Consider the following 25,604-nt stretch of genomic DNA (forward strand, 5'->3'; position numbering starts at 1 on the left):
GCCGGCTCTGACGACTCGTCGGGACCGGCACTGACCTGCCCTCAGCCGCCGTACGGGGCGGCCCGCAAGTCCGGTCGGGGGACGGCCGGGGGTTCCGCCACCCGCTTGGACCGGTGCCCCGTGCAGCGACCGGGTTCCCACCGCACCATGGGGCCATGAGGACCTCCCCTGCCCTGCGCGCCGCCGCACTGGCCGCCGCCGTCACCGTGCTCCTGCCCATCACCGCCTGCTCGGAGAGCGGCAACAAGGAAGGCCCGGACGGGCCGCTCGCGGCGAACGCCGCCGAGGCGAGCAGCTCCGGCGACCTCGCTTCCCAGAAGCTGACGTGGAAGCCCTGCCCCGCCCCGTCCGCGGCACAGGGCGGCGGACAGGCGCCGACCCCGCTGCCCGGTGGGACCTCCTGGGAGTGCTCGTTCATGAGGGCCCCGCTCGACTACGCGAAGCCCGGGGGCGGGACGATCGAGCTGGCCCTGATCCGGGCCAGGGCCAAGAGTCAGGACAAGCGGATCGGTTCTCTCATCTTCAACTTCGGCGGCCCCGGCGCCTCCGGCGTCGCCACCCTGCCCGCCTTCGGCAGCGACTACGACAAGCTCCGCGCCCGCTACGACCTGGTCAGCTTCGACCCGCGCGGCGTGGGCCGCAGCGACGGCGTGGAGTGCGAGAGCGACAAGCAGCTCGACGCCCGCTTCGAGACCGACGGCACCCCGGACACCAGCGCCGAGGTGGACGCCTTCGTCAAGGACACCAAGACGTTCGCGCAGGCCTGCGAGAAGAACTCCGGCAAGCAGCTCCCCTACGTCGGCACCACCGACGCCGCCCGCGACATGGATCTGATGCGCCAGGTGCTCGGCGACAAGAAGCTGTACTACTTCGGCATCTCGTACGGCACCGAACTGGGCGGTGTCTACGCCCACTTGTTCCCGAAGAATGTCGGCAGGTCGGTGCTGGACGCGGTGGTGGACCCGACACAGGACTCCGAGCAGTCCTCGCTCGGCCAGGCCAAGGGCTTCCAGCTCGCGCTGGACAACTTCACCCAGGACTGCGCCGACCGCGGCGACGAGTGCAAGCTTCCCGGTTCCTCCTCGAAGGAGGTCGAGCAGGGGATCTCCGAGCTGCTCACGAAGCTGGAGAAGAAGCCGATCGAGGGGCTCGGTTCGCGCCGGCTGACGGAGACGCTGGCGACCACGGGCATCGCCGCCGCCCTCTACTCCAAGCAGACCTGGTCGCTGCTGGAGCAGGGGCTGGACGAGGCCGACGGCGGCAACGGGGCGCTGCTCCTCGCCCTGGCCGACTCTCTGAACGGCCGTTCCGACAACGGTCAGTACGACAACTCGATGGCCGCCAACACCGCGATCAACTGTGCCGACTCCAAGCAGCGGTTCACCGCGGACCAAACCGAGGCCAAGCTCCCCGAGTTCCGCTCCGCCTCGAAGATCTTCGGCAACTACCTGGGCTGGTCCCTGATGGCCTGCACCGGCTGGCCGGTGCAGGGCACCTGGAACACCCCGGACGTCAGCGCCCCGGGCGCGGCCCCCATTCTCGTCATCGGCAACACCGGCGACCCGGCGACGCCGTACGAGGGCGCCAAGGCGATGGCCGACGCGCTGGGCGAGGGCGTCGGCGTGAAGATGACGTACGAGGGCCAGGGGCACGGCGCGTACAACAGCGGCAACGCCTGTGTGCAGAAGGAGGTGGGCGGCTACCTGCTGGACGGCAAGGTCCCGGCGGCCGGAACCGTCTGCAAGTAGCGCGGTGCGCCGGGCGGAACCCCCTAACATGAGCGGACTTTCTGTACGTCACAGGTACGGGCACATCTGTACGTCGTGAGTGCAGGCACATCGGGGAGGACGCACACGTGGTCGCACACGCACGAGCCGGGGCTCTGGCCGGCGCCGCACTTCTGCTGACGGGGCTGCTCGCCGGCTGCGGCGGGGGTACGGACGACAAGCCGGCCGAGGGAACGGACCGCGATCCCGCGTCCTCGGCCGGCCGTCCGTCCACCGAGCCGAGCGGGCAGCCGGGCACTCCCCGACTGCCCGCGGCCCTCACCTCCCAGCGGCTGGACTGGAAGGGCTGCGAGGCCCGCGCGGGCGAGAGCGCACCCGGTTCCGAGTGGCGCTGCTCGACGGTCCGGGTGCCGCTGGACTACGCGAAGCCCGACGGCGCGACGATCGGGATCGCACTGATCCGCAAGAAGGCCGGAAACACGGGCCGGCGCCTCGGCTCGATGCTGTTCAACTTCGGCGGCCCCGGCGGTTCGGGCGTATCGATACTGCCGCGCGCCGCCGGCTCGTACGAGAACCTCAACTCCCGCTACGACCTGGTGGGCTTCGACCCGCGCGGGGTCGCCCGCAGCGAAGGGGTGAGCTGCCGCACCGACAAGGAGCAGGAGACCGCCTACCGGAAGGTCGACATGACCCCGGATACGGCGGCCGAGGAGACGGCGTTCATGAAGGACGGCGCGGACTTCGGCGCCGGCTGCGAGCGCCGCTCCGGGAAGGTCCTGCCCTACGTCGGCACGACGAACGCCGCCCGGGACATGGACCTGATCCGTGCGGTGCTCGGCGACAAGAAGCTCACGTACTTCGGGATGTCGTACGGCACCGAGCTCGGCGGCACCTACGCGCACCTCTTCCCCTCGAACGTCGGACGCACCGTGCTGGACGCCGTGGTCGACCCGACCGCGGACACCATCGGGCACGCCCGCAACCAGGCGACCGGCTTCCAGCGGGCGCTGGAGAACTACCTCAAGGACCGCGGCCAGGACCCGAAGGCGGGCACGCAGCGGATCGCGAAGCTGCTGGGGCGGATCGACAAGAAGCCGCTGCCGACCCGTTCGGGCCGCGAGCTCAACGAGTCGCTGGCCGTCACCGGCATCGTCATGCCGCTCTACTCCAAGAGCGACTGGCCATTCCTGACGCAGGCGCTGGACGAGGCGGAGAAGAGCGGCACCGGCAACATGCTGCTCCAGCTGGCCGACTCGTACAACGGGCGGGACGAGAAGGGGCACTACGACACCCAGAACCATTCGCAGCGCGCCATCTCCTGCGCGGACAGCAAGCTCCGGCCGACGGCGGACGAGGCCAGGGCGCTGCTGCCGGAGTTCCGGAAGCTGTCCCCGGTGTTCGGCCCGTTCCTGGCATGGGACACGGCCGGCTGGTGCGCGCAGTGGCCGGTGGAGGGTGAGCACGACACCCCCGAGACGAGCGCTCCGGGCGCCGGTCCGGTCCTGGTCGTCGGGACGACCGGTGACCCCGCGACGCCGTACGAGGGTGCCCGGAAGATGGCGGACGAGCTGGGCAAGGGCGTGGGCGTCCTGCTCACCAACAAGGGCGAGGGACACGGCGCCTACGGCGGGAACTCCTGCGTGACCTCGGCCGTGGACGCGTACTTCCTGGACGGGATGGTCCCGGAGGACGGTAAGACCTGCTCGTAGCTCCGGTCCGGGGACACGAACGACGAAGGGGCCGGTCCGCAGTCGCGGACCGGCCCCTTCGAAGCGTTCGTGCCGGGCGTTGTTACTAGTAGACCGGCTTCTCGGGCTCGATCTGGTTGACCCAGCCGATCACGCCGCCGCCCACGTGCACCGCGTCGGCGAAGCCCGCCGACTTGAGGACCGCGAGGACCTCGGCACTGCGGACGCCCGTCTTGCAGTGCAGGACGATGCGCTTGTCCTGCGGGAGGTCCTGGAGGGCGCTGCCCATCAGGAACTCGTTCTTCGGGATCAGCTTCGCGCCCGGGATCGAGACGATCTCGTACTCGTTCGGCTCACGGACGTCGATGATCTCGATCTTCTCGTCCGCGTCGATCCACTCCTTGAGCTGCTTGGGAGTGATCGTGGAGCCGAGCGCCGCCTCCTGGGCCTCCTCGGACACGACGCCACAGAAGGCCTCGTAGTCGATGAGCTCGGTGACGGTGGGGTTCTCGCCGCAGACCGCGCAGTCGGGGTCCTTGCGGACCTTGACCTGGCGGTACTGCATCTCCAGGGCGTCGTAGATCATCAGCCGGCCGACCAGCGGGTCGCCGATGCCGGCGAGCAGCTTGATGGCCTCGGTGACCTGGATGGAGCCGACGGACGCGCAGAGCACGCCCAGCACGCCGCCCTCGGCGCAGGACGGAACCATGCCCGGCGGGGGCGGCTCCGGGTAGAGGCAGCGGTAGCAGGGGCCGTGCTCGGACCAGAAGACGGACGCCTGGCCGTCGAACCGGTAGATCGAGCCCCAGATGTACGGCTTGTTCAGCAGTACGGCCGCGTCGTTGACCAGATAGCGGGTGGCGAAGTTGTCCGTGCCGTCCACGATCAGGTCGTACTGGGCGAAGATGTCCATCACGTTGTCGGCTTCGAGCCGCTCCTCGTGAAGGACCACGTTCACGTACGGGTTGATGCCCAGCACCGAGTCCTTGGCGGACTCGGCCTTGGAGCGCCCGATGTCGGACTGACTGTGGATGATCTGGCGCTGCAGGTTCGACTCGTCGACCTCGTCGAACTCCACGATGCCGAGCGTGCCGACACCGGCCGCGGCCAGGTACATCAGGGCCGGCGACCCGAGACCGCCGGCGCCCACACAGAGCACCTTCGCGTTCTTCAGCCGCTTCTGTCCGTCCATCCCGACATCCGGGATGATCAGGTGGCGGGAGTACCTGCGGACCTCGTCGACGGTGAGCTCAGCAGCTGGCTCGACCAGGGGTGGCAGCGACACAGGAACCTCAACAATGCAGGTGGTCGGTTTCTACGTACTTCAGCTACGTACGGTTGTTCTTGCCGTAACACTGCCACGCCCCTTCTCATTCCGAGATACCAGGTCCGATCCGCGAGACAATTTCGTCCCAGTACCTGGGCAGCGCCGCGAATGGATCGGTTTGTCCCTGCTGGCCGTCTCGATCCGTGAAGAAGATCGTGCCCGCGCCCTGCCAGCGAGCGATGCGCATGGCCTCGTCGAGGTGGGTGCGCGGAACGCCGTGGACGAAGTGCGCGAACCGCTCCGGCGGGTAGGAGGCGGTCCACTCCGCCACCTGCGACCAGCGGTAGTCCGTCCACGGTCCGCAGAAGGTGACCAACTGGTCGGCGGCCTCCGCGTAGCCGGGGTGCGGGTGGGTGCCGAGCCCGAGCACCAGCTGCCCGCTCCCCTCCCCGTACGGGGGCTCGCCGTGCTCCAGGAGCGTGGCGAGCGTGGCGGTGAGACGGCGCACCGCCGGGAGCTCGGGGCGCCCGGCCGGGCAGCGGCCGAGGTAGAAGCCGTCGACGCGGTACCAGTCGAGGAACGACTGTGCGTCGGCGATCAGTTCCCCGAAGGGGCGGCTGCCGAAGGCCAGATCGAGATGGCCGAGCAGCCGGCCGCCCGCCGCGCGGGCCGAGTCCCGCGGGTCCTCGCCGTGCACGGCCCGCTCCCGCGCGTTGCGGAGCCGGCCCGCGGCCTCCAGGCAGTGCGGATCGGGGCGGGCGCCGGGGCCGTTGTCGATGTTGAGGACGGCCCAGTGCAGCGGGGTTCCGGGGCGGGCCAGCTCGGCCCATTCGGTCGGGGCGAGCAGCGGATGCGCGTAGCCGGGCACGCCGAAGCCGAGCTGCTCGGCGCCGCCGGTCCGGCGGGCCGTTCCGGTGCTGGTCAGATACGGCACGCCGCCTCCATCCAGATGTCGGCGAGGGACTCCTCCAGATTGATCCGGGGGCGCCAGCCGAGCCGGTCCCTGGCGGTGCGGACGTCGGCCTGCTGCCAGGCACCGCAGCCGTCCGGGTAGGGGGACGGGGTCGCCGAGAGGTGCTCGATGACCGACTCGGTCGAGGTGCGCGGGGCGCCGATGGGCAGCCGGGGCGGGGGCGCGTCGAGCTCGTGGAGCGCGCCGGCGTATCCGGCGACCCTGGCGAGTACGGCGGCCGCGTCCCGCAGGCGCACGGCGCGGCCGGTGCCGATGTTGACGACGCCCTGGGCGGCGGAGAGCGAGGCGGCGTGCACGGCGCGGGCGACATCGCGTACGTCCACGAAGTCGCGCTGCACGCCGAGGCCGCTGAGCTTCAGCTCGCCGTCGCCGGACTGCATGGCCCGGCGCATCGCCTCGGCGAGCCTGCCGAGCGGGGATCCGGCCGGGGTGCCCGGACCGACCGGGGAGAAGACCCGCAGCACGACCGCGTCGAGGCCGGAGCCGAGGACGAGTTCGGTGGCGGCGAGCTTGCTGACGCCGTACGGGCCGCCGGGGCGCGGGACGGCGTCCTCGGCGGTGGAAGAGCCGGGCTGCGAGGGCCCGTACTCCGAGGAGCAGCCGACCTGGACGAGCCGGGCCGTGCAGCCGCTGCGCCGCATCGCCTCGCAGACCGTGGCGACGGCGACGGTGTTGTGGCGGGTGAGATCGCGGGCCCCGCCGCGGGTGGCGCCCGCGCAGTTGACGACCACTCCGGGATGGACGGCGTCCAGGAAGCGGGTCAGTGCTCCGGGGCTCCCGCTGGCGAGGTCGAACCGTACGTCGGCGTCGTCGCCGCGGCCGAGCGCCGTGAGGTGCACGGCGGGGTCGGCGAGCAGGCGGTCGGCCACGAACCGGCCGAGGAATCCGTTGGCTCCGAGCAGCAGCACCCTCATCGCGCGCCCCCTCGGCGCCGACGGCGAGCTGCCGGTGAAGGGGATTGGGGGGTCATGTCCGGTGTCTCCTTGGGAAGTGAGGTGCGGTTGGGCAATGACCCGCGGCGTCGGCTCCGCGGGGCGTGCGATGGCAGTGGTACGGCTGTGGTTACGCGACGACCGGGCCTTCGTCGACCGGCCGGGCGGTTGTGTGGGCGGACGCCCGGGAGAGGACGACGGTGGCTGCGACGAGCAGCCCGAGCGCGGCTCCTCCGCACGCGATGGCGGGTACGGATCCGGTGCCGGACGTCATGACGAGAAGGTCTACGGGGCGGGCGAGGAAGTGCAGGCCGGGCAGCCGCCCGGCAAGGACCAGCGCGGGGGCCAGCGCCTCGGCCGCGCAGGCGAAGGCGAGTCCGCCGGCCGCGAGCCCGGGGAACCCGTGCACGGTCAGCAGCCGGGCCAGCAGGAGCAGTACCCCGAGCGCGGCCGCCCCGGCGAACGCTCCGCCGCCCCCGTACCCCAGGTGCGCGAGGTACAGCAGACCGGCGAGGGCACACAGATGAAGCGCGATGGCCCCGAACAGCAGGGGGCGCACGCCCGCGGCGAACTCCTCCAGCGCGCGGCTGCCGATGAGTCTGCGCTGCGCGTGCACGGAGAAGAGGTGGGCGCACCAGGTGGCCGGGGCGAGCGCGAGGGCCAGGCCCAGCAGCGGCGCGGGGGTGATGTCCCAGGGGCCCTCGGGGCCGCCGCTGAGCACCTGGTCGAGCAGCGGTTCGCCGTACAGGACGTAGCCGAGGAGCCAGCAGCCGTACACGCGGGCGGCGCCCGAGGAGCGGCCCTCGGCGTGCAGGGGGCCGCTGCGCAGCGCGAGCGCGAGCCCGGCGGCGGCGAGGAGCGCCCCGGCCAGGGCGACGGCGAGCCGGGCCCGGCCCTCGAGCGTTCCCTCGGTGAACCCGAGTGCGCCGACGGTCGCGAGGCAGGCGGCGCCCGGCAGCAGCGCGCGGAGCGACCAGGCGGCGCGGGTCGCGATGTCGCGCTCCGGCGCTTCGGGGCCGGTCGCGGGGTTCGCGGCCACGCCGGGTACCCGTGCGAACAGTTCCTCGGCGAGCGAGAAGACGTCGCGGTGCCGGTAGCGGGCGGCGGTGCGGTCGGTGACGCCGTGGGCTTCGAGCCCGGCGGCGACCTCCAGCGGGTCGACGGCCCGTTCGCACAGCTCGCGGTGCCGGTGCATCAGTGACTTCACCGGATCGGCGGGGCCGCGGCGCGAGGCACTGAGCCGGCGCGCGGATGCGGTGCGGGCGATCTCGGGGGCGCGGGCGGGGACCCCGGAAGGACCGGCGGCGCCCGCCGGGTCCGCCGCATCCCGCTGCGGCCCCGGTTCCGGCTCTCCGGCGGCGGACGGCCCGGAGACCAGGGCCCGGGAGCGGAGGTCCCAGCTTCCGCCGGTGCTCGGTGCGGCGGGTGCGTCGGACACCTCGGTCGGGCGGCCCATGGTGGTTCCTCCGTGATCGTCGTCGGCCGCTTCGGACCGCTCCGGTCCGCCGCGTCCCGGCCCGGCCGGCTCCTGCCCCTGCCCCTGCCCTTGTTCACGCATCGCCGCCACCCGCTCCCCGCGCTCCCGCGCAGACGGTCCGGGGTCCGGCGGCGGCCCAGCTGGGGGTGCGGCCGGCCGGGGCGGCGCCCGGGCCGGCCCACGGGCCCAGGACGTGTGCCTCGGGCGGGGTGGCGAACGGACGCGGTCCGCCGTCGGCGTCCACCGCTTCGGCCTCCCTGCGCACCGGGGAGTGCGAGATCAGCTCCAGGTAGATGCCGCGAAATGCCGCGAGGTTCTGTTCGACGGTGAAGAGTTCGAGTGCGCGGGCGCGCGCCGCCGCTCCGAGCCGTGCACGGCGCTCGGGGTCCCGCAGCAGCGCGAGGCAGGCATCGGCCAGCGCCCGGGGGTTGCGCGGGGGCACCACGAGCCCGGTGCCGCCGATGACCTCGACGACCGCGCCGACGTCCGTGGACACGGTGGCCCGGCCGCAGAACATCGCCTCGACGAGACCGGCCGGAAAGCCCTCCGTCACGCTGGAGAGGACGACGACCCCGCCCGCCGCGTAGGCGTCCGGCAGTTCGGGCACCTCGGCCCCGCCGATGTCCTCGAAGGAGACCGGGTTGTCGCCGACGGCGTGCGCGTCCGTGGCCTCGTCGGGGAAGAGCTGGGCGGCGAGCGCCCGGCAGTGTGCGAGGTGGGCGGCGCCTTCCGGGCCCGGTGCCGGCGCGCCGATGATCCTCAGCCGGGTGTCCGGCTCGGCCTTCCGTACCTCCGCGAAGGCATGCAGCAGCGCGATCAGATCCTTGGCGGGCTCGATCCGGCCGACCCAGACCAGGGTGTCGTCGGGGCCGCTGTCGCCGCTCTCCCCCAGCGCCGTGAAGCGCTCGGACTCCATGCCGGGGTGGACGGTGCGCAGCTTCTCCCGCTCGGCGCCGCACCGCTCCTGCCAGCGGCGGGCGTGGGCGTTGCCCTGGGTGACGACGGCGGCCTGCCGGTACACCTCGGTGGCGAGCCGTCCGTGGAAGCCGGCGAGCAGGGCGCGCACCGGCGCGTTCAGCTCGGTGCCGGTCGCCGCGAGGTAGTGCGCCCGCAGCTGCACGCCGTACTCGGTGACCAGCAGCGGCACCCCGAAGAAGCGTTTGGCCAGCAGCCCCGGCAGAGCGGCGGCGCCACCGGACGTCGCATGACAGAGGTCGACCGCGCCGAGGCCCTCCTCGTCGTACCAGTCGAACGAGAGCGGGCGGAGCACCCGGTCCAGCTCCCGGGCGAAGGCGAGGAGGTCGGGGACGGTGGCGGTCTGGACGGTGCGCCCGGTGCCGGGGGCGCGACAGGCCGCTTCGAGCACCCGCACGGCGGTCTCGGAGCGGAGGGCCGCGGTGAGCCCGCCGTGCTCACGGGCGAGTTCGGCGAGGCCGTACAGACCCTGGGTGAACCGCGCGTCCGCGGTTGCGGACGTACGCCCGTCGCCGCCCGGCCCGCCGGCGGCCGCTTCCCCGCCCGAGGCGTCGCGCTCGCCGCCGGCCGCGCCCGCCGCGCAGACCGAGGCCGCGAGAGCCGCGAGGTGGGCCGTGAAGCGCTGCCGTTCGCGCCGTCCGTACGGGCGGGCGTGGCCGCCGGTCACCATCCGGGCGAGCAGCCCCCTGGGGGCCCGGGTGCCCGGCACGTCCTCGTCGGCCGTCCAGAGCGGCGCCGTCCGCACCCGGCCGACCTGGATCGGGAGCGGCACCCAGCCCCGCTCCTCCTGTTCGGCGGAGCGGCTGAGCGCGAAGAGATCGAACTCGTGCTGTGCGAGCCCGCGTACCAGGCGGTCGCACCAGAGCCCGGACTCACCGTTCGCATGCGGATATCCACCGTCGGTGAGCAGTCCGATCCGCACGAGTACACCCCCGATCTCCCTTGTGGGCGGCCGCCGTTGAAATGGCGGCTCACAGCGGGACGACCGTAAGCGGATACGCCGGTGGTGCGACGGACGGTTGTCCGTCGCACCACCGAAAGGGGTGAACCGTCGTAACTTTCCCGCCCCGATAGCGTTCTGTCGCGCTATGGGAGCGAACGGTCACCGAGCGTCAGGCGGCGGCCAGCTCCTTGCGGGCCGCGCGGCGCACCGCCGCGAGCGCCGGATCGAGCGCGGGAACGGCCGCCAGCAGCTGCTTGGTGTACGGGTCCTGCGGGTCGCCGTACACCTGGTCCACCTCGCCCTCCTCCACGATCCGGCCCTGCCGCATGACGGCGACCCGGTCGCTGACCTGCCGTACGACGGCGAGGTCGTGCGCGATGAAGACCAGGGCGAGGCCCAGTTCCCGCTGGAGTTCCGCGAGCAGGGCGGTCACCTGGGCCTGGGTCGTCACGTCGAGCGCGGAGACCGCCTCGTCGCAGACGATCAGCTCCGGCTCGGCGGCCAGCGCCCGGGCGATCCCGACGCGCTGGCGCTGCCCGCCGCTGAACTCGTGCGGGTAGCGGTCGTAGCTGTCCGGGTCGAGCCCGACCCGGGCCAGCAGGTCCCGCACCCGCGCCCTGATCGCGGCCCCGTCGCGCTGCCCGGAGGCGCGCAGCGGGTCGGCGACCGACTCGCCGATCGAGCGGCGGGGATTGAGGGAGGAGACGGGGTCCTGGAAGACCATCTGCACCCGGGCATCCCGGGTGAGCCGCCCCTCGGTGGGCTCCAGCAGTCCGACGAGCATCCGCCCGAGGGTGGTCTTGCCGCTGCCGCTCTCCCCGACGACGCCGAGGGTCTCGCCGCGCCGGACGGTGAGGGAGACCCCGTCGACGGCGGCGAGGGCGGACTTCCCCCTGCCGAACACCTGCCGGACGCCGTCGGCCTCGACGAGCACCTCGCCGTCGTCCGCCGCCGTATCGGACGGAACGCGCGGCTCCGTCACCCGGGGCACCGCGGACAGCAGCGCCTTCGTGTACGGCTCGCGCGGTGCCACCAGCACCTCGCCCACCGGCCCACGCTCCACCGCCCGGCCCGACTGCATGACCAGCACCTCGTCGACCGACTCCGCCGCCACGCCCACGTCGTGCGTGACCAGCAGCAGCCCCATGCCCGTCTCGCGGCGCAGATCGTGCAGCAGGTCCAGGATCTGGGCCTGGACGGTGACGTCCAGGGCGGTCGTCGGCTCGTCGGCGATGAGCAGCTGGGGCTCGCAGGCCAGCGCCATGGCGATCAGCGCCCGCTGGCGCATACCGCCGGAGAACTCGTGCGGCCTCGACCGGGAGCGCCGTGCCGCGTCGGGAATCCCGACCCGGTCCAGCACCTCCACCGCCCGCGCCCGCGCCGCCCGGCGGGAAGCCCGGTTGTGCACCCGGTACACCTCGGCGATCTGGTCGCCGACCGCGTAGTACGGGTCCAGTGAGGACAGCGGGTCCTGGAAGACCATCGCGGCCTTCGCGCCGCGCAGCGCCCGCAGTTCCGCGTCGTCCGCGGCGCTCACGTCCACCCCGGCGACCCGGATCGAGCCACTGACCTTCGCGCCGGTCCCCCGGTGGAGTCCGAGCAGGGCGTACGCCGAGGCGCTCTTGCCGGAGCCGGACTCGCCGACCACGCCGAGCGCGCCGCCGGCCTCCAGCGAGAACGACAGCCCGTCCACGGCCCGTACGTCGCCGAACGAGATCGAGAGATCGGAGACTTCGACCAGGCTCATGCCAGTACCACCCGTCGGTCGGCCATCGCCTGGAGAATGTCCGCGACGGCATTGGCGAGGACCACGAAGAAGCCGGTGACCAGCACCAGACCGACGACCACCGGAAGGTCCACGTGCTTCACGGCGTCGACGAGTTCACGGCCGACCCCCGGAATCCCGAAGAGCGACTCGGTGAGGACGGCGCCGCCGAACATCGAGCCGATGTCGAGTGCGCCGAGCGCGATCACCGGCGCCAGCGCACCGCGCAGCGCGTGCCGCCCGACGAGCGCCCGTTCGCCGACCCCGTACGCCCTGAAGGTGCGCACATGGTCCTCGGCGAGGGTCTCCATCATCGAGGCCCGGGTCATCCGGGCGTACGGGGCCGCGGACACCAGGGCCAGCGAGATCCAGGGCAGCAGCAGGTTCCAGGCCCACTGCTCGGGGTCCTCGGTGAGCGGTACGTAGTCCGGGAACGGCAGGATCTGGAGCGCCGTCACCAGGACGATGATCAGCAGCAGTCCGATGACGAAGACCGGGGTCGCCATGCCCGCCAGGGTGATCCAGGTGAGGACGCGCTCGGTCAGCCGGCCGCGCCGCCACACCGAGAGCAGTCCGGTGCCGACGCCGAGCAGCATCCACAGCACGAAGGCGCCGACGGCGAGCGAGGCGGTGGCCGGGAGCTTGGCCAGGATGAGCTCGGTGACCTGCTGGTCGCTCTGGTACGAGAGCCCCAGGCAGGGTGCCTGGCAGTGCAGCACCCCGGTGCCGGTCGAGTAGTCGCGGCCGGCGAAGAGCCCCTGGAGGAAGTGCCAGTACTGCGTGTACAGCGGGTCGCCCAGGTGCAGTTGTTCGCTGACCTGCGCCACCTGTGCGGGCGAGCAGCGCGGACCGCAGGCGATCTGCGCGACGTTGCCGGGGGCCACGTAGAAGGCGGCGTAGACGACGACGCTGAGGGCGAGCAGCACGAAGAGTGCGCCGCCGAGGCGTCTGAGCAGGAACCACTTCACGCGTCGGCCTCCTTCTTCCGTCCGGTGCCGATCCGCAGCCGGGACTCGGCGCGCGGGTCGAGCGCGGTGCGCACGCCCTCGCCGAGGACGGTCAGCGCCAGCACGGTGACGAAGAGCAGCAGGGCGGGGATCAGCAGATAGGTGGGTGCCGCCTGGTACCAGGTGTCGGCGTCGCTGAGCATCTGTCCCCAGGACGGCGTGGGCGGCTTGATGCCGACGCCGAGGAAGGACAGGGCCGCCTCGACGACGATGTTGGACGGGAAGAGCAGCACCGCGTAGGTGATGACGGGGGCGGCGAGGGCGGGCAGCAGTTCGCGCCTGGCGATCTGCCAGGAGCCCCAGCCGCTGAGCCGGGCGGCGGCGACGTGGTCGCGCGATTTCAGCGAGAGCGTCTGGGCGCGCACGATCTTCGAGGTGCCGGACCAGCCGACCAGGCCGATGATCACGGCGATCAGGACCGGGCGGGGGAAGCTGGTGGGTACGACGGCGAGCGCGCCGAGCGCGGTCACCATGACGGGCAGCGCGACCACGACGTCGGTGATCCGGCTGAGCGCCTGGTCGACGAAGCGGTTGCCGAGCCCGGCCGCCAGCCCGATGCCGACGCCGATGATCACCTGGAGCAGGGTGGCGCCGAGCGCGACGCCGAGCGAGACCCGGGCGCCGTACACGATGCGGGCGAACAGGTCGCGTCCGGTGAGCGGTTCGACGCCGAGCCAGTGCTCGGCGCTGATCCCGCCGAAGGAGCCGATGGGCACCCCGCCGGAGGCGGAGTCGACGAGATCCGGGTGGTAGGTGGTGGGGTCCTGGCCCTCGATGCCCGCGAGCAGCGGGGCCGCGAGCGCGGCCAGGACCAGCAGGGCGACGATCGCGGCCGCCACGAGGGCCGAGCGCCGGGCGCGCAGCCGCCGCCAGAACGGATGGGCCCCGGGGGCGGGGGCCTCGACGGCCCCCGCCCCCTCGGCCGGCAGTACTTGCGACATGACTACTTGACCGCGACCTGCGAGATGTCGAGCACGCCGGTCCAGTCGCTGATCACGACGTTCTTGACGGACTCGCCGTACAGACGCTTGTAGACCGGGTGGAACAGCGGCACGGTCAGTGCCTGCTCGCCGACCTTCTTGTCGAGCGCGCCCCAGCGCTTCGCGGCGGCGTCCAGGTCGGTCAGCTTGTTGATCTCGTCGATCTCCTTGTTGACCGCGGCGTCGTTCAGCTGACCGGAGTTGAAGTTGTAGCCGGACTTGACGATCTGGCGCCCGTCGAAGATCGGCGCGAAGAACGGGCCGCCGGACGGCCAGTCGGCGCCCCAGCCGCCGAGGAAGAAGCCGGGCTCGCTCTTCAGGTTGTAGACCGTGTCGGAGTAGTCGTTGCTCTCCAGTCCCTGGAGCTTGACCGTGATGCCGGCCTTCTTCAGCGCCTCCTGGAGCGCGGTGGCGATCTCCGGGCTGGTGGCGAAGTCCTTGTCGTTGGAGTGGGTGAGGGTGACGGTCAGCCCCTTGGGGTGACCGGCCTCCTTCAGCAGCTCCTTGGCCTTGGTCGCGTTGCCGTTCTTGCCGGCCGGGAAGTGGTCGTACGGCGTGTGGCCGAAGGCCGCCTGGTCGGGCAGGAAGGTGGTGGCGGGCTCGGCGAGCGAGGAGCCGCCGGCCGCGTTGACCACGGAGGAGCGGTCGACGGCGTACGAGATCGCCTGACGCACCTTCGGGTCGTCGAAGGGCTTCACCTTCGGATTGAAGGCGATGTAGTTGGTGTAGCCGAAGTGGCCGGTGCCGACGCGGGCGGCGAGCTTCTTGTCGCCGGTGACCTTGGCCAGCTCGGCCGGGCCCAGGTTGGTGTCGGTGGTGACGGCGGCGGCGTCGGCGCCCTGCGAGGCGGACAGCCGCTGGTTGATGACGGCGGAGTCGAGCCCGGAGCGCACGTCGATCCGGTCGGGGTACGCCTTGCGCTCCTCGTCGGTCGACGCCGACCAGTGCGGGTTGCGCTCCAGGATCAGGCGCTCGCCGTCACCCTCGTTCTTGACGACCTTGTACGGGCCCGAGGAGATCGGGTGCTCCTCGTACTTGGTGCCGTTGTCCTTGGCCCTGGGCACCGGGGTGGTCTGGGTCTGGGTGGCCAGGAAGGGGAATTCGCCCTCCGGCTTGTCGAGGTGGAAGACGATCGTCTTCGCGTCGGGCGTCTCGATCGAGTCGAGGCCCTTCTTGTCCTTGTACGGGCCCTGGTAGTCGGCGCCGCCGATCAGCCAGTCGCGCAGGTAGGGCGCACCGCCGGAGAGCTCGGCGGCGAAGGAGCGCTCGATGCCGTACTTGATGTCGGCACTGGTGATCGCCGTGCCGTCCTCGTACTTCAGGCCGTCCTTGAGGGTGTACGTCCACACGGTGGCGTTCTTGCTGGGCGTGCCCAGGTCGGTCGCGAGGTCGGGGACGACCTTCGCGCCGGCGGCGCCGTCCTCCCGGTTGCGGGTGGTGAGCGTGCGGAAGACCAGGGACGGGACGTTGCCGCCGCCGGAGGTGTAGAGCCGCGCGGGGTCGAAGTCCTCCTGCGGCTTGCTGTTGAGGACGGTGAGCGTGCCGCCCTTCTGCGGCTTGCCCGCCGCGCCGGAGCTGCCGTCGCCGCCCTTGTTGTCCTTGGGCCCGCAGGCCGCGGCACCCGCCGCCACGACGAGTACTGCGGTGGCCGCGGCCACGCGGCGCGATATGACGGACGGTTGACGCATCGGAAGATGACCTCTCGGGTGTACTGCCTGGAGAAAACGGGACGAAATGGTTCCGCGCAGGCAGCGACGAGAGCGAGTGCACACAGCCGGTCGGTGAGTGGGGAAGGTGACCGGAAACAGCGAACTGCCGCGCCTGCGGACGGAATGCGCCCGGCGCGGCGGTCATGCGTGGCGGCCCGGCCCGTTCAGGGCTCGGACCGCGGGCGGACGCGCGCTCGGGCAGGCGTCAGCAACAGTCGATGTCGGCGACACTGTGCCCGGTCACACCGATGAGCGCCAGCTCTATGACTGCGCGATCGGGGAGGACGGGGCCGTGTGACATGCCGAGAAATATGGATCACCGCCCAGGGGATGTCAACGCGAATTGAGACGCCCGTCTCACCATTCGGACAGCCCATGGGCATGCGCGTGCCGGTTCCACGTACGGCCACGGGGCCCGGCAGGCCCGGGAGGCGGCCCGTCGCACCTGCGGGGCCGCCCCTTCCCGGATCAACTGGGCGGATGCACCCAGGCGTTGGGGCGGCACTTGATTCCGTCGATGTTCAGCGACTTGGTCTGCTGCTGCATCACCGGGGCGAGGGCACCGGGCGTGCCGCAGCTCACATGGTTGTGCCCCAGCCGGTGACCGACCTCATGGTTGATCAGCATCTGGCGGTAGGCGAAGAGTTTGTCCGGACCGAAGGTCGAGGACCCCTGCGCCCAGCGGTAGGCGTTGATCATCACGCGCTCGGTCGCGGCGGAGTCGCAGCTGACGTTGTCCACCGTCGTGTCCAGCCCCGACTTCTCGCACCACTCGCCGGTGGTCCCGGGGCTGGCCAGGGTGATCACGAAGTCGGGGTCGCCGGAGGAGATCCGCTCGAAGGTCATCTCCCCGTCGTGCGCCCAGCTGCGGTCGTCGTTGAGCGTCTCCTGGACGGCCCTGGCGAAGAGCGCGGCGTCGAGGCCGAGGCCCTTCTCCACGTCGATCCGGTACCTGTACTTGTGTCCCCTGCCCGGGGCCTTCGCCGTCCCCGGAACCGCCTCGAACTTCCCCGAAGCCTTCAGCTTCGGCGCGAGCGGATAGGCCTTGGCCATCTTCTGCTCGTACGAGAGCGGCTTGACCCGCACCGGCTTCGGGGTCTCCCGGTCGTCCGAGCGGGAGGTACCGTCGCGCCCTTCCCGGTCGACGCCCGCGGGCTGCGCGGCGGTGGTCCCGCCGCCGTTGTCCTGGGCGACCTGCCCTGCCACGACCACCGCGAGCACGGTGGTCACCGCGGCGGCCGCGATCCCGGTGAAGGTGCGCCCCTTGGCGCCCTTGCCGTCCTTGCCGTCCTTGCCGTCCTTGGCGGGTGCCGGGCCGTCGGTGCCTCCGGGCGGCCGCTCGTCCCCTCCTGTCGCCGGGACGTGCGGATCGGCGGTGCGGGCCGGCGGGACGGAGGGCCCGCGCTGTGCGGGCGCCGAGTCGAATGCCTCGACGAACTCGCGGCGCGGTCCCGGTATCAGCGGCCGGGTGCCGGTCTGCGGCTGTTGCCGGGGCGCCCCCTGCGGCCGGGCCGAGGTCTGCCGCCCAGCGGTCCGGTGGTCCTCGGCCCGGAACCGGGGCTGCGGCCCGGTCCCCCAGCCGCCGCCGGGTTCGCGCTGCTCGGGGTGGCCGCCGCGGACGTGTCCGGCCTGCTGGAACGGGGCGTGCCCGTCGGAGCCTCCCGGCGCGTCCGCCGCCCTGCGGCGCCGACCGGTGCCGGGGCCCGGCTGCCTGGCTGCCTCGCGGTCGCCGCCTGCGGTCGCGGCGGCGGCCTCGATGTCGGGCCCCGAGGGTTTGGGGCCCTTTCGACTATGTCGTCCCACGCCCCGGATCAGCTCCCGCCGCGTTCGTCGAGCAGTTCCCGGAAGGCCTGGGCGACCACCTCCGGGTACTCCATCATCGCCACGTGCCCGGCGTCGGGCAGCGTCAGCAGCCGTGAGTCCCGGTAGGCCGCGGCCGCCTTGCGTGCCATCCGGTACGAGACGAGCTGGTCCCGTCCGCCGTACACGAGTTGGGTCGGTGCGAGCACCCGCTCGGCCTGGCGCCACAGTCCGTGCTGGCCGCCGAGCGTGTACGCATCGACAATGCCACGTGCCGAGCGCGCCATCGCGTCCCAGAAGTACGGCAGCTCCATCCGGCGCTCCATTTCGGCCACCGCGGCGCGGAAGCCCGGTTCGGAGACGCGGCCCGGATCGCCGTAACAGAGCGCGGTCACCCCGCGGGTGCGGTCCTCGGCCGACCAGTCCCTGGTCAGCCGGGCGAACAGGCCGGCCACACCGGGCACCGCGAGCAGCCCCGTCGGCACGGCGGAGCGCTGTACCCGCAGCTCCGGGAGGGCGGGCGAGACGAGGGTGAGGGTGCGCACCAGGTCCGGACGGACCGCGGCGACCCGGGTGGCCACGGCACCGCCGAGCGAATTGCCGAACAGATGTACCGGTCCGCGCCCGTCCGCGTCGAGGAACCGGATCACGGCACGGGCGTGCCCGGTGACCGAGTAGTTCCCGTCGTCCGGGGGCGGGGAGTCGCCGAAGCCGGGCAGGTCGACGGCCTCGCCGTCCACCACGTCCTGGAGCAGCGGCATCAGCGCCGACCAGTTCTGCGAGGAGCCGCCGAGCCCGTGCACGTAGAGCGCGGGCGGCAGTCCGGTCCGCTCCGGCGGCCGGGACCGGACGGTCAGCGTCAGCCCGGGCAGCGCGACGGAGCGCAGCTCCTCCCCCTCCGCGACCCCGACGGTGCCCACCGCGGGGGACACCGCGGCGGCGACGGCACGGACTCCCGGCAGTTCGGTCGAAGACATGCGGCAATGTTACGAGACGATCACACCCCGATTGATGTGTTCGCGGTCACAGACCGCGTAGCGGCCCACGGACGCAGCTCCTACGCTCGAAGCAAGGAAGGGAGTCACCATGACGGTCGACCCCAGCGACCCGGAGACCTTCGAGGACATCCAGCCGGACGAACCCGACCAGGAGACGCCCCGGGCGGACGCCGCCGAGCAGCGGGCCGATCTCCAGCAACGCAGCGACGAACCGCTCACCGAGATCGACCGGGACGGTGCCGACGAGGCGGATGCGGCGGAGCAGGCCCGAGTCGTCGCACAGGATGAGGACGAATACCGCTGATACAACCTGATTTGTTCCGGTGGCCGCGGAATCTGTGGCTACCGCAGCCGTCCGGTCCATGAAATTCTGCGTCCGCGCCGCGCATACCCGGGTTACCCAAAAGTACGATGGCTGTACGGCGCAGCGTGCACGGAAAAGCTGTGTCCGATCACAAATTTGGGAGGCGGCGTGACAGCCATCGAGCAGACCGAGGCGGCGCGTCCGCGAGGCACTCGCCTGCCTCGCCGCGCCCGACGCAATCAGCTGCTGGGCGCCGCGCAGGAAGTCTTTGTGGCGCAGGGCTACCACTCCGCCGCGATGGACGACATCGCCGAGCGGGCCGGGGTCAGCAAGCCGGTGCTCTACCAGCACTTCCCGGGCAAGCTGGAGCTCTATCTGGCCCTTCTCGACCAGCACTGCGAATCGCTTCTGCAGGCGGTCCGTACGGCCCTGGCGTCAACCACCGACAACAAGCTGCGGGTCGCGGCGACCATGGACGCGTACTTCGCGTACGTGGAGGACGAGGGCGGCGCCTTCCGGCTGGTCTTCGAGTCCGACCTGACCAACGAGCCGGCGGTGCGCGAGCGCGTCGACCGGGTCTCGCTGCAGTGCGCCGAGGCGATCTCCGACGTCATCGCCGGTGACACGGGGCTGTCCAAGGACGAGTCGATGCTACTCGCGGTCGGCCTGGGCGGGGTCTCCCAGGTGGTCGCCCGCTACTGGCTCTCCAGCCGTTCGGCCATTCCGCGCGACACCGCGGTCCAGCTGCTCACGTCGCTGGCCTGGCGGGGCATCGCGGGCTTCCCGCTGCACGGCATCGATCAGCACTGACGCGGGCCGCCCGGCGCGGCCGCGCCCGTGTTCGCTGCGGGCGTTGCCCGCCGACCACTGGCGGTCCCCCTCAGCGGGCTAATGTGTGCTGCGTACGGCGCGGCTCACCGCGCAGGGACTGACCGTCGGAGGGACATAGCCGTGGAGGTCAAGATCGGGGTGCAGCACACGCCCCGGGAGATCGTTCTGGAGAGCGGGCTTTCCGCCGAAGAGGTCGAGAGCGCGGTCGCCGAGGCTCTCACCGGTAAGGCGCAGCTGCTCAGCCTCACGGACGAGAAGGGCCGCAAGGTCCTGGTGCCGGCCGACCGGATCGCTTACGTGGAGATCGGCGAGCCCAGCACCCGTCGGGTGGGGTTCGGCGCGCTGTAGCCCAGCACGCTCTCAAGCAGTGACCGAGGCAGCGGCCCGGTGGGACTTCCCACCGGGCCGCTCCCCGTTCCGGCCGGTGCCTGCGCTCCCTGCGTGAAGGCTGTGCCCAGGAGGGTTGCGTTCCGCACCCCACGGGTAGGACCGCTAACGACCGATTTAGGGCCTGACCTGCCGGAGAGGCCCTAGCCGCCCCGCAACTCGCGAGGTGATCATCTGTGATCCTGGAACCGCTCGGCTCCGTACTGCTCGGACTCGCCCTCGCCTGGCTGGCGCTCCGCTCGCTGCCGGACCGGCTCCCGTCCCGCCGTGCCGTCTTCACCACCGGCGCTCTGGGAGGCCTGTTCGGCGCGTATCTCATGCACTCGGTGCTGGGTCCGGGCCATGTCGTGGCCACGCTGGTCGGCTCGGCGCTGATCGGGGCCGTGACGCTCTCGCTGCTGATCCGCCCCCGCAGCCGCCCTCTGAGCCGATCAGCGGCGGCCTGAGGCCGGCCCGGCGGGCCGGCCCCGATGATCCGGCTACGCGGCCAGTCCCAGCGCGGCCATCCGCTTGGTGTGCGCCTCGGTGATCCGCGAGAACATCCGCCCGACCTCGGCCAGGTCGAAGCCGTCGGCCACGCCGCCGACGAGCATCGTCGACAGCGCGTCGCGGTCGGCCACCACCCGCTGGGCCTGGGAGAGCGCCTCGCCCATCAGCCGGCGCGCCCAGAGCGCGAGCCGGCCGCCGACGCGCGGGTCCGCCTCGATCGCGGCGCGCACCTTCTCGACGGCGAAGTTGCCGTGCCCGGTGTCGTCGAGCACGGCCAGGACGAGGGAGCGGGTGTCCGAGTCGAGCCGGACCGCGACCTCCCGGTAGAAGTCGCTGGCGATCGAGTCGCCGACGTACGCCTTGACCAGACCCTCCAGCCAGTCCGACGGCGCGGTCTGGCGGTGGAAGTCGTCGAGTGCCTTGGCGAAGGGCTCCATGGCGCCGGTCGGCTCCACGTCGACCGCGGTCAGCCGGTCGGTCAGCCGCTCGAAGTGGTGGAATTCGGCGGAGGCCATCTTCGCCAGTTCCGCCTTGTCGGCCAGCGTCGGCGCGAGTTTGGCGTCCTCGGCGAGCCGCTCGAAGGCCGCCAGCTCCCCGTACGCGAGTGCTCCCAGCAGGTCCACGACCGCTGCCCGGTACTGCGGCTCCGCGGAAGCGGTGGCCCAGTCCTGGGCGGCGATTCCGGTGGGTTCGGAGGTTTCAGTGGCGTTGTCAGGCGTCTCCATGAAGCGCAGAATAGCCCGCCCGGCGGGGGACGGAAGGGCCTGGTCAGCCAGTGACATCACACCGTTCCGATGAATTCGCCCAACACACATGCGCGAATCCGGGGTACAGTGGTATTGCGCCTACTGAGTATTTTGGACGTACCGGTGGCGTGAAAATGGTGAAAACGAATGAGGATGCCCGGTCGGTGGCCCGATCGGCTCCGACCCGACAGCCCTCCACGCGGGGCGTACGACACGTACGACCGCAGATGAGGGGCCCCCTCAGCGGCACGAGCGCTCGAGCGACGGCAGTGGTCCCGCGCCACCCGGCCCATCCACGGCCGGATGACCAACCCCGGCACGGTACGACCCCCAGCGTTCGCCTCGGGCCGCGTCTCACAGAAGAGGCAGCACCCTGACTACGTTTCGTGAACTCGGGATTCTTCCCGAGACGGCCGAGGCCCTTGAGGCCGTCGGCATTGTGTCCCCGTTCCCCATCCAGGAGATGACGCTCCCCGTCGCGCTCTCCGGCTCCGATGTCATCGGCCAGGCCAAGACCGGCACCGGCAAGACCCTCGGTTTCGGTCTGCCGCTGCTGGAGCGCGTCACCGTCCCCGCCGACGTCGAGGCCGGCCGGGCGAAGCCCGAGGAGCTGACCGAGGCGCCGCAGGCGCTGGTCGTCGTCCCCACCCGTGAGCTCTGCCAGCAGGTCACCAACGACCTGCTGACCGCCGGCAAGGTGCGCAACGTCCGCGTTCTCGCGATCTACGGCGGTCGCGCGTACGAGCCGCAGGTCGAGGCCCTGAAGAAGGGCGTCGACGTGATCGTCGGCACCCCGGGCCGCCTGCTCGACCTGGCCGGACAGCGCAAGCTCGACCTCTCGCACGTCCGTGCGCTGGTGCTCGACGAGGCCGACGAGATGCTCGACCTGGGCTTCCTGCCCGACGTCGAGAAGATCATCACGATGCTTCCGGCGACGCGCCAGACGATGCTGTTCTCGGCGACGATGCCGGGCGCCGTCATCGGCCTCGCGCGCCGCTACATGTCGCAGCCGACGCACATCCGCGCCACCTCGCCCGACGACGAGGGCGCGACCGTCGCGAACATCTCGCAGCACGTCTTCCGGGCCCACTCGATGGACAAGCCGGAGATGGTCTCCCGCATCCTGCAGGCCAACGGCCGCGGGCTCGCGATGATCTTCTGCCGTACCAAACGCACGGCGGCCGACATCGCCGAGCAGCTGGAGAAGCGCGGCTTCGCGTCCGGCGCGGTCCACGGCGACCTCGGCCAGGGCGCCCGTGAGCAGGCGCTGCGCGCCTTCCGCAACGGCAAGGTGGACGTGCTCGTCTGCACCGACGTCGCGGCACGCGGCATCGATGTCGAGGGTGTGACCCACGTCATCAACTACCAGTCGCCGGAGGACGAGAAGACGTACCTCCACCGCATCGGCCGGACCGGTCGCGCGGGTGCCAAGGGCATCGCGATCACGCTGGTCGACTGGGACGACATCCCGCGCTGGCAGCTGATCAACAAGGCGCTCGACCTGAAGTTCCCGGACCCGGTCGAGACGTACTCCACCTCGCCGCACCTCTTCGAGGAGCTCGACATCCCGGCCGGCACCAAGGGTGTCCTGCCGCGCGCCGAGCGGACCCGGGCGGGTCTGCGGGCCGAGGAGATCGAGGACCTCGGCGAGACGGGCGGCCGCGGCCGCAAGTCCGCCGCGGCCCCGGCGCCCGCCGTCCGCGAGGAGCGTGCGCCGCGCACGCCGCGTCAGCGCCGTCGCACCCGGGGCGGCTCCGCCGTCTCCGACGCGGTGGCCGCCGCCGCGGTGCCGGCCCCGGCCACCGAGGCCGACGACGCCCCGGCGGAGCCGCGTACGCCGCGTCGCCGTCGCCGCACCCGGGTCGGTGCGGCGGAGGCCGCCGCCGAGGCCGTGGTGAGCACGGTGGAGGCCGTGGTCGAGGTCGTGGTGGAGCCGAAGGCGGCCAAGGCCGCCAAGGCCGCGCCGGTCGAGGCCGAGCCCGTGGCCGAGACCAAGCCGCGCCGCCGCCGGGCCCGTGTGGTCAAGCCGGCCGAGGACGAGGTCGACTTCCAGATCGCCCCGGTCTCCGAGCCGGTCGCCGAGACGAAGACGGTGACCAAGCCGCGTCGCCGGGCCCGTGTGGTCAAGCCGGCCGAGGACGAGGTCGACTTCCAGATCGCCCCGGTCTCGGAGCCGGTCACCGAGACCAAGCCGCGTCGCCGCACCCGTGCGGCCGCCAAGCCGAAGACGGAGACCGTGGCCGAGGCCCCGGCCGCCGAGGAGGCCGAGGCGAAGCCGCGCAGGCGTCGGGCGCCGCGTGCGGCCGCCGCCGCCAGGACCGAAGGCTGAGCAGCAGCCGACAACGCCGGACGGGCCCGAGGACATCCTCGGGCCCGTCCGGCGTTCGTGCGCCGTCCCCCGCTGCCCGTGGGACGTGCCACGGCATAACCTCGTCCCATGAGCCGGCCGCACACCTTCACCCCGCCCCCCTGCGCCCACGCCCACCAGCTGCGCACCTCGCGCGGTGACTTCGCCGTGCTGGACGCCTCGCCGCCCGGTGCCGTCCGCGGCACCGCCCTCCTGCTGCCCGGCTACATGGGCAGCAAGGAGGACTTCGTGGCGCTGCTCGAACCGCTCTCGGCCGCCGGTTACCGGACCGTCGCCGTGGACGGCCGCGGACAGTACGAGACGGACGGGACGGACCGTCAGGAGGATTACGCACAGGGCGAGTTGGCCCGCGATGTGCTCGCTCAGGCCACCGCGCTCGGCGGCGCGGGCACCGTACATCTGCTGGGGCACTCGCTCGGCGGGCAGATCGCCCGCGCCGCCGTGCTGCTCGACGCCTCGCCGTTCCGTTCGCTGACGCTCATGTCGTCGGGGCCCGCCGAGGTCGTCGAGGCCCAGCAGCTCAAGGTGAAGGTCCTCGGCGACGCACTCGCAACGATGAGCATGGCCCGGGTCTGGGAGGCGATGCGCGCCCTCGACCCGCCGGAGGAGGTGGCATCGGCGAACGGCGAGGCGCTGCGCCGGCGCTGGCTGCGCCACCGGCCGGCCCAGCTGATCACCACCGGACGCCTGCTGGTGACCGAGCCGGACCGGGTGGCCGAACTCGCCGCCGTACCGCTCCCGGTCCATGTGCTCTCCGGCGAGCGCGACGACACCTGGCCGGTGCCGCTGCTCGACGACATGGCGCGGCGGCTCGGCGCGCACCGCACCCGGATCGCGGGCGCCGAGCACTCTCCCAACACGGACCGCCCGCAGGAGACGGCGGCCGCGATCGCCACGTTCTGGGACAGCCTGTAGGACCTGGGCCGCGAGGGCTCAGTACTGCGACTGGAGGTGCTGCCAGAAGCCGTCGCGCAGGGCCCGCCGCAGGTGTGCGTGGCCGCGCAGCGAGTGCTGGAGCAGCCGTTCGGCCTCGACCAGCAGGTCCTGGTCGACGGAGCCCGGCAGATACGGATGGCCGGGCAGCAGGTCGGCGAGCGACTCGCGGCCCCGGGCGGCCAGCCAGGCCGCGGCGATCTGCGCGCCGACGAAGCGGACGTCCTCGCGCGCGGGCGCGGGGGTGTCGTCCTCGTAGGTGGTGACAGGGCGTCTGGTGACGTAGGGGCGGCAGAAGTCCAGGTCGAAGGTGCGCTGGCTGTCGACCTCCCAGAGCAGCGGTTCGGCCTGATTGCGCCCCTCCCCCGCCTCGATGCCCCACAGGTGCACCCGGGCCCCGTAGCCCTGCGCCGCCTCCACCGCGGAGACCAGGTCCTCGTCGCCGCCGACCAGTGCCGCGTCGCTGATGGCGCGGTGCCGGGCGAGCGATTCGAGGTCGGTGCGGATGAGTGAGTCGACGCCCTTCTGCTGGTTGTTGGCGTTGAGGTTGCCGAGTCTGACCTTGACGTCGGGGAGTTCGGCGATGGACTGCTGCTCGACGGTGTGGATGCGCCGCCTGGCTCCGTCGTACCAGTACACGCGGAGCAGTCTGCTGTCCGCGAAGATCGTCCGGGCCTTGTCGATGAAGGCCTCGATCAGCCCTTCCGCGTCGAGGTCGAAGGAGCGGCGGTCCTCGGTGCCGGTGACGAGCAGTCCGGCCGCGGCGTACACATAGCCCGCGTCCACGAAGATCGCGTGGGTCGAGGGGGTCTTCGACACCTCGGCGAGCATGCGCTGGAGCAGCTCGTTGGTGCGGTCCAGGCGCTCGCGGATCTCTGCCTCGTTCATTCGGGCCTCGTCGTGGACCTTGTCGCCCGCGCATGCTCGGTGACCTGCTGATACTTAGACATCCAAAAAATTTCCTTAGCGTAGGGAATGTTTGCAGGAAGCAAGCCGTTGTACACATCGTGGAGCGCAGGACAGGGATGTCCTGGGCTCTCATCCTTGCGGACGGGTCACCCGTCCTCCCAGTAGTTCTCCAGCAGGAGGATCAGACGAAGGGAAGCCCTATGCGCTTCGAGATCATGCGACTCGACGATGTCGACGGTACCGCCGTGGACAGCACCGTCGTGGACGCCGCCTCCGTCAACCGGATCGTGCAGCAGGCCGCAGCCGTGGGCCAGCGCATCTATATCCGCCCGGCCGAAAACTCGGCTTCGTAACGCACGACGACGCTCAAAGACGAAGCGCCCCCGTACGGAAGGC

At 71.9% G+C, this 25,604-nt stretch carries 23 protein-coding genes; 9 read left to right on the top strand and 14 right to left on the bottom strand.

Translation table 11 applies throughout. The features are described 5' to 3' along the window. The first annotated feature begins 155 nt into the window (after positions 1-155). Entirely contained in the window at positions 156-1,748 is a 1,593-nt protein-coding gene (locus EES42_RS03050; RefSeq protein ID WP_124716522.1) for an alpha/beta hydrolase, read from the top strand. A 107-nt stretch (positions 1,749-1,855) separates the two neighbouring features. Next, a complete protein-coding gene (locus EES42_RS03055) occupies positions 1,856-3,436 on the top strand; it encodes an alpha/beta hydrolase (RefSeq protein ID WP_124716523.1) in 1,581 nt (526 codons plus the stop codon). 85 nt (positions 3,437-3,521) lie between these two features. Here EES42_RS03055 and moeZ read toward each other — a convergent pair whose 3' ends face one another. From moeZ to EES42_RS03110, 12 genes are all read right to left on the bottom strand, one after another. Next, positions 3,522-4,700 (bottom strand): adenylyltransferase/sulfurtransferase MoeZ, encoded by a 1,179-nt coding sequence (gene moeZ, locus EES42_RS03060; RefSeq protein WP_124716524.1) that lies wholly within the window; start codon positions 4,698-4,700, stop codon positions 3,522-3,524. An 85-nt stretch (positions 4,701-4,785) separates the two neighbouring features. Then, positions 4,786-5,616 (bottom strand): spherulation-specific family 4 protein, encoded by an 831-nt coding sequence (locus tag EES42_RS03065; protein WP_124716525.1) that lies wholly within the window; start codon positions 5,614-5,616, stop codon positions 4,786-4,788. Beyond that, positions 5,604-6,569, bottom strand: coding sequence for an NAD-dependent epimerase/dehydratase family protein (locus EES42_RS03070; RefSeq protein WP_124716526.1), 966 nt, complete (start codon positions 6,567-6,569; stop codon positions 5,604-5,606). The genes EES42_RS03065 and EES42_RS03070 overlap by 13 nt, the downstream gene beginning before the upstream one ends. Before the next feature lie 148 nt (positions 6,570-6,717). Next, entirely contained in the window at positions 6,718-8,043 is a 1,326-nt protein-coding gene (locus tag EES42_RS03075; RefSeq protein WP_124716527.1) for a hypothetical protein, read from the bottom strand. A 94-nt stretch (positions 8,044-8,137) separates the two neighbouring features. Further along, positions 8,138-9,961, bottom strand: coding sequence for a glycosyltransferase (locus tag EES42_RS03080; RefSeq protein WP_124716528.1), 1,824 nt, complete (start codon positions 9,959-9,961; stop codon positions 8,138-8,140). Positions 9,962-10,151: 190 nt separating this feature from the next. Next, entirely contained in the window at positions 10,152-11,729 is a 1,578-nt protein-coding gene (locus EES42_RS03085) for a dipeptide ABC transporter ATP-binding protein (RefSeq protein ID WP_124716529.1), read from the bottom strand. After that, positions 11,726-12,715: an ABC transporter permease gene (locus tag EES42_RS03090; RefSeq protein ID WP_124716530.1), complete on the bottom strand. Its 990-nt coding sequence runs from the start codon at positions 12,713-12,715 to the stop codon at positions 11,726-11,728. The genes EES42_RS03085 and EES42_RS03090 overlap by 4 nt, the downstream gene beginning before the upstream one ends. Next, complete coding sequence (locus tag EES42_RS03095) at positions 12,712-13,695, bottom strand: ABC transporter permease (protein ID WP_124716531.1); 984 nt, start codon at positions 13,693-13,695, stop codon at positions 12,712-12,714. Before EES42_RS03095 ends, EES42_RS03090 begins: the two co-directional genes overlap by 4 nt. A 2-nt stretch (positions 13,696-13,697) precedes the next feature. Further along, positions 13,698-15,422, bottom strand: a complete 1,725-nt coding sequence (locus EES42_RS03100) for an ABC transporter substrate-binding protein (protein WP_124716532.1) — start codon at positions 15,420-15,422, stop codon at positions 13,698-13,700. 226 nt (positions 15,423-15,648) lie between these two features. Beyond that, a complete protein-coding gene (locus EES42_RS47530; RefSeq protein WP_323138501.1) occupies positions 15,649-15,744 on the bottom strand; it encodes an Ms4533A family Cys-rich leader peptide in 96 nt (31 codons plus the stop codon). 167 nt (positions 15,745-15,911) lie between these two features. Further along, positions 15,912-17,246 (bottom strand): DUF3152 domain-containing protein, encoded by a 1,335-nt coding sequence (locus EES42_RS03105; protein WP_124716533.1) that lies wholly within the window; start codon positions 17,244-17,246, stop codon positions 15,912-15,914. Between the two features lie 8 nt (positions 17,247-17,254). Then, complete coding sequence (locus tag EES42_RS03110; protein WP_124716534.1) at positions 17,255-18,220, bottom strand: alpha/beta hydrolase; 966 nt, start codon at positions 18,218-18,220, stop codon at positions 17,255-17,257. Positions 18,221-18,329: 109 nt separating this feature from the next. Here EES42_RS03110 and EES42_RS03115 point away from each other — a divergent pair, with 109 nt between their 5' ends. The 4 genes from EES42_RS03115 to EES42_RS03130 all read left to right on the top strand — a co-directional run bounded on the left by EES42_RS03115 (position 18,330) and on the right by EES42_RS03130 (position 20,209). After that, positions 18,330-18,545, top strand: coding sequence for a hypothetical protein (locus EES42_RS03115; protein ID WP_124716535.1), 216 nt, complete (start codon positions 18,330-18,332; stop codon positions 18,543-18,545). A gap of 168 nt (positions 18,546-18,713) precedes the next feature. Further along, positions 18,714-19,355, top strand: coding sequence for a TetR/AcrR family transcriptional regulator (locus EES42_RS03120; RefSeq protein ID WP_018105511.1), 642 nt, complete (start codon positions 18,714-18,716; stop codon positions 19,353-19,355). Between the two features lie 141 nt (positions 19,356-19,496). Further along, a complete protein-coding gene (locus EES42_RS03125) occupies positions 19,497-19,724 on the top strand; it encodes a DUF3107 domain-containing protein (protein ID WP_164495152.1) in 228 nt (75 codons plus the stop codon). Between the two features lie 215 nt (positions 19,725-19,939). After that, the gene (locus EES42_RS03130; RefSeq protein WP_124716537.1) at positions 19,940-20,209 is read left to right on the top strand and encodes a hypothetical protein; all 270 of its coding nucleotides are present in this window, start codon (positions 19,940-19,942) and stop codon (positions 20,207-20,209) included. A gap of 33 nt (positions 20,210-20,242) precedes the next feature. On the opposite strand, the gene EES42_RS03135 is transcribed toward EES42_RS03130, so the two are convergent. Continuing rightward, a complete protein-coding gene (locus EES42_RS03135) occupies positions 20,243-20,977 on the bottom strand; it encodes a ferritin-like fold-containing protein (RefSeq protein WP_124716538.1) in 735 nt (244 codons plus the stop codon). 484 nt (positions 20,978-21,461) lie between these two features. Here EES42_RS03135 and EES42_RS03140 point away from each other — a divergent pair, with 484 nt between their 5' ends. Both EES42_RS03140 and EES42_RS03145 read left to right on the top strand, forming a co-directional pair. After that, positions 21,462-23,327 carry a DEAD/DEAH box helicase gene (locus tag EES42_RS03140; RefSeq protein WP_206433350.1) on the top strand — a complete coding sequence of 622 codons (1,866 nt, stop codon included), beginning with the start codon at positions 21,462-21,464 and terminating at the stop codon, positions 23,325-23,327. Positions 23,328-23,435: 108 nt separating this feature from the next. Then, on the top strand, positions 23,436-24,281 hold the full coding sequence (locus EES42_RS03145) for an alpha/beta fold hydrolase (protein WP_124716540.1): 846 nt from the start codon (positions 23,436-23,438) through the stop codon (positions 24,279-24,281). Between the two features lie 18 nt (positions 24,282-24,299). On the opposite strand, the gene EES42_RS03150 is transcribed toward EES42_RS03145, so the two are convergent. Further along, positions 24,300-25,187, bottom strand: coding sequence for an NYN domain-containing protein (locus tag EES42_RS03150; protein WP_124716541.1), 888 nt, complete (start codon positions 25,185-25,187; stop codon positions 24,300-24,302). A gap of 221 nt (positions 25,188-25,408) precedes the next feature. On the opposite strand from EES42_RS03150, the gene EES42_RS44555 reads away from it, so the two are divergent. Beyond that, positions 25,409-25,561, top strand: a complete 153-nt coding sequence (locus EES42_RS44555) for a hypothetical protein (RefSeq protein WP_164495153.1) — start codon at positions 25,409-25,411, stop codon at positions 25,559-25,561. The last annotated feature ends 43 nt before the right edge of the window (positions 25,562-25,604 follow it).

The sequence above is a fragment of the Streptomyces sp. ADI95-17 genome (assembly GCF_003846175.1).
GTDB lineage: Bacteria > Actinomycetota > Actinomycetes > Streptomycetales > Streptomycetaceae > Streptomyces > Streptomyces sanglieri.

Bases quoted from the DNA above. Each gene is read 5' to 3' on its own strand.
- EES42_RS03085 (WP_124716529.1), bottom strand. From the start codon at position 11,729: ATGAGCCTGGTCGAAGTCTCCGATCTCTCGATCTCGTTCGGCGACGTA.
- EES42_RS03135 (WP_124716538.1), bottom strand. From the start codon at position 20,977: ATGGAGACGCCTGACAACGCCACTGAAACCTCCGAACCCACCGGAATC.
- EES42_RS03100 (WP_124716532.1), bottom strand. From the start codon at position 15,422: ATGCGTCAACCGTCCGTCATATCGCGCCGCGTGGCCGCGGCCACCGCA.
- EES42_RS47530 (WP_323138501.1), bottom strand. From the start codon at position 15,744: ATGTCACACGGCCCCGTCCTCCCCGATCGCGCAGTCATAGAGCTGGCG.
- EES42_RS03145 (WP_124716540.1), top strand. From the start codon at position 23,436: ATGAGCCGGCCGCACACCTTCACCCCGCCCCCCTGCGCCCACGCCCAC.
- EES42_RS03070 (WP_124716526.1), bottom strand. From the start codon at position 6,569: ATGAGGGTGCTGCTGCTCGGAGCCAACGGATTCCTCGGCCGGTTCGTG.
- EES42_RS03095 (WP_124716531.1), bottom strand. From the start codon at position 13,695: ATGTCGCAAGTACTGCCGGCCGAGGGGGCGGGGGCCGTCGAGGCCCCC.
- EES42_RS03110 (WP_124716534.1), bottom strand. From the start codon at position 18,220: ATGTCTTCGACCGAACTGCCGGGAGTCCGTGCCGTCGCCGCCGCGGTG.
- EES42_RS03115 (WP_124716535.1), top strand. From the start codon at position 18,330: ATGACGGTCGACCCCAGCGACCCGGAGACCTTCGAGGACATCCAGCCG.
- EES42_RS03150 (WP_124716541.1), bottom strand. From the start codon at position 25,187: ATGAACGAGGCAGAGATCCGCGAGCGCCTGGACCGCACCAACGAGCTG.
- EES42_RS03075 (WP_124716527.1), bottom strand. From the start codon at position 8,043: ATGGGCCGCCCGACCGAGGTGTCCGACGCACCCGCCGCACCGAGCACC.
- EES42_RS03050 (WP_124716522.1), top strand. From the start codon at position 156: ATGAGGACCTCCCCTGCCCTGCGCGCCGCCGCACTGGCCGCCGCCGTC.
- EES42_RS44555 (WP_164495153.1), top strand. From the start codon at position 25,409: ATGCGCTTCGAGATCATGCGACTCGACGATGTCGACGGTACCGCCGTG.
- EES42_RS03140 (WP_206433350.1), top strand. From the start codon at position 21,462: ATGACGCTCCCCGTCGCGCTCTCCGGCTCCGATGTCATCGGCCAGGCC.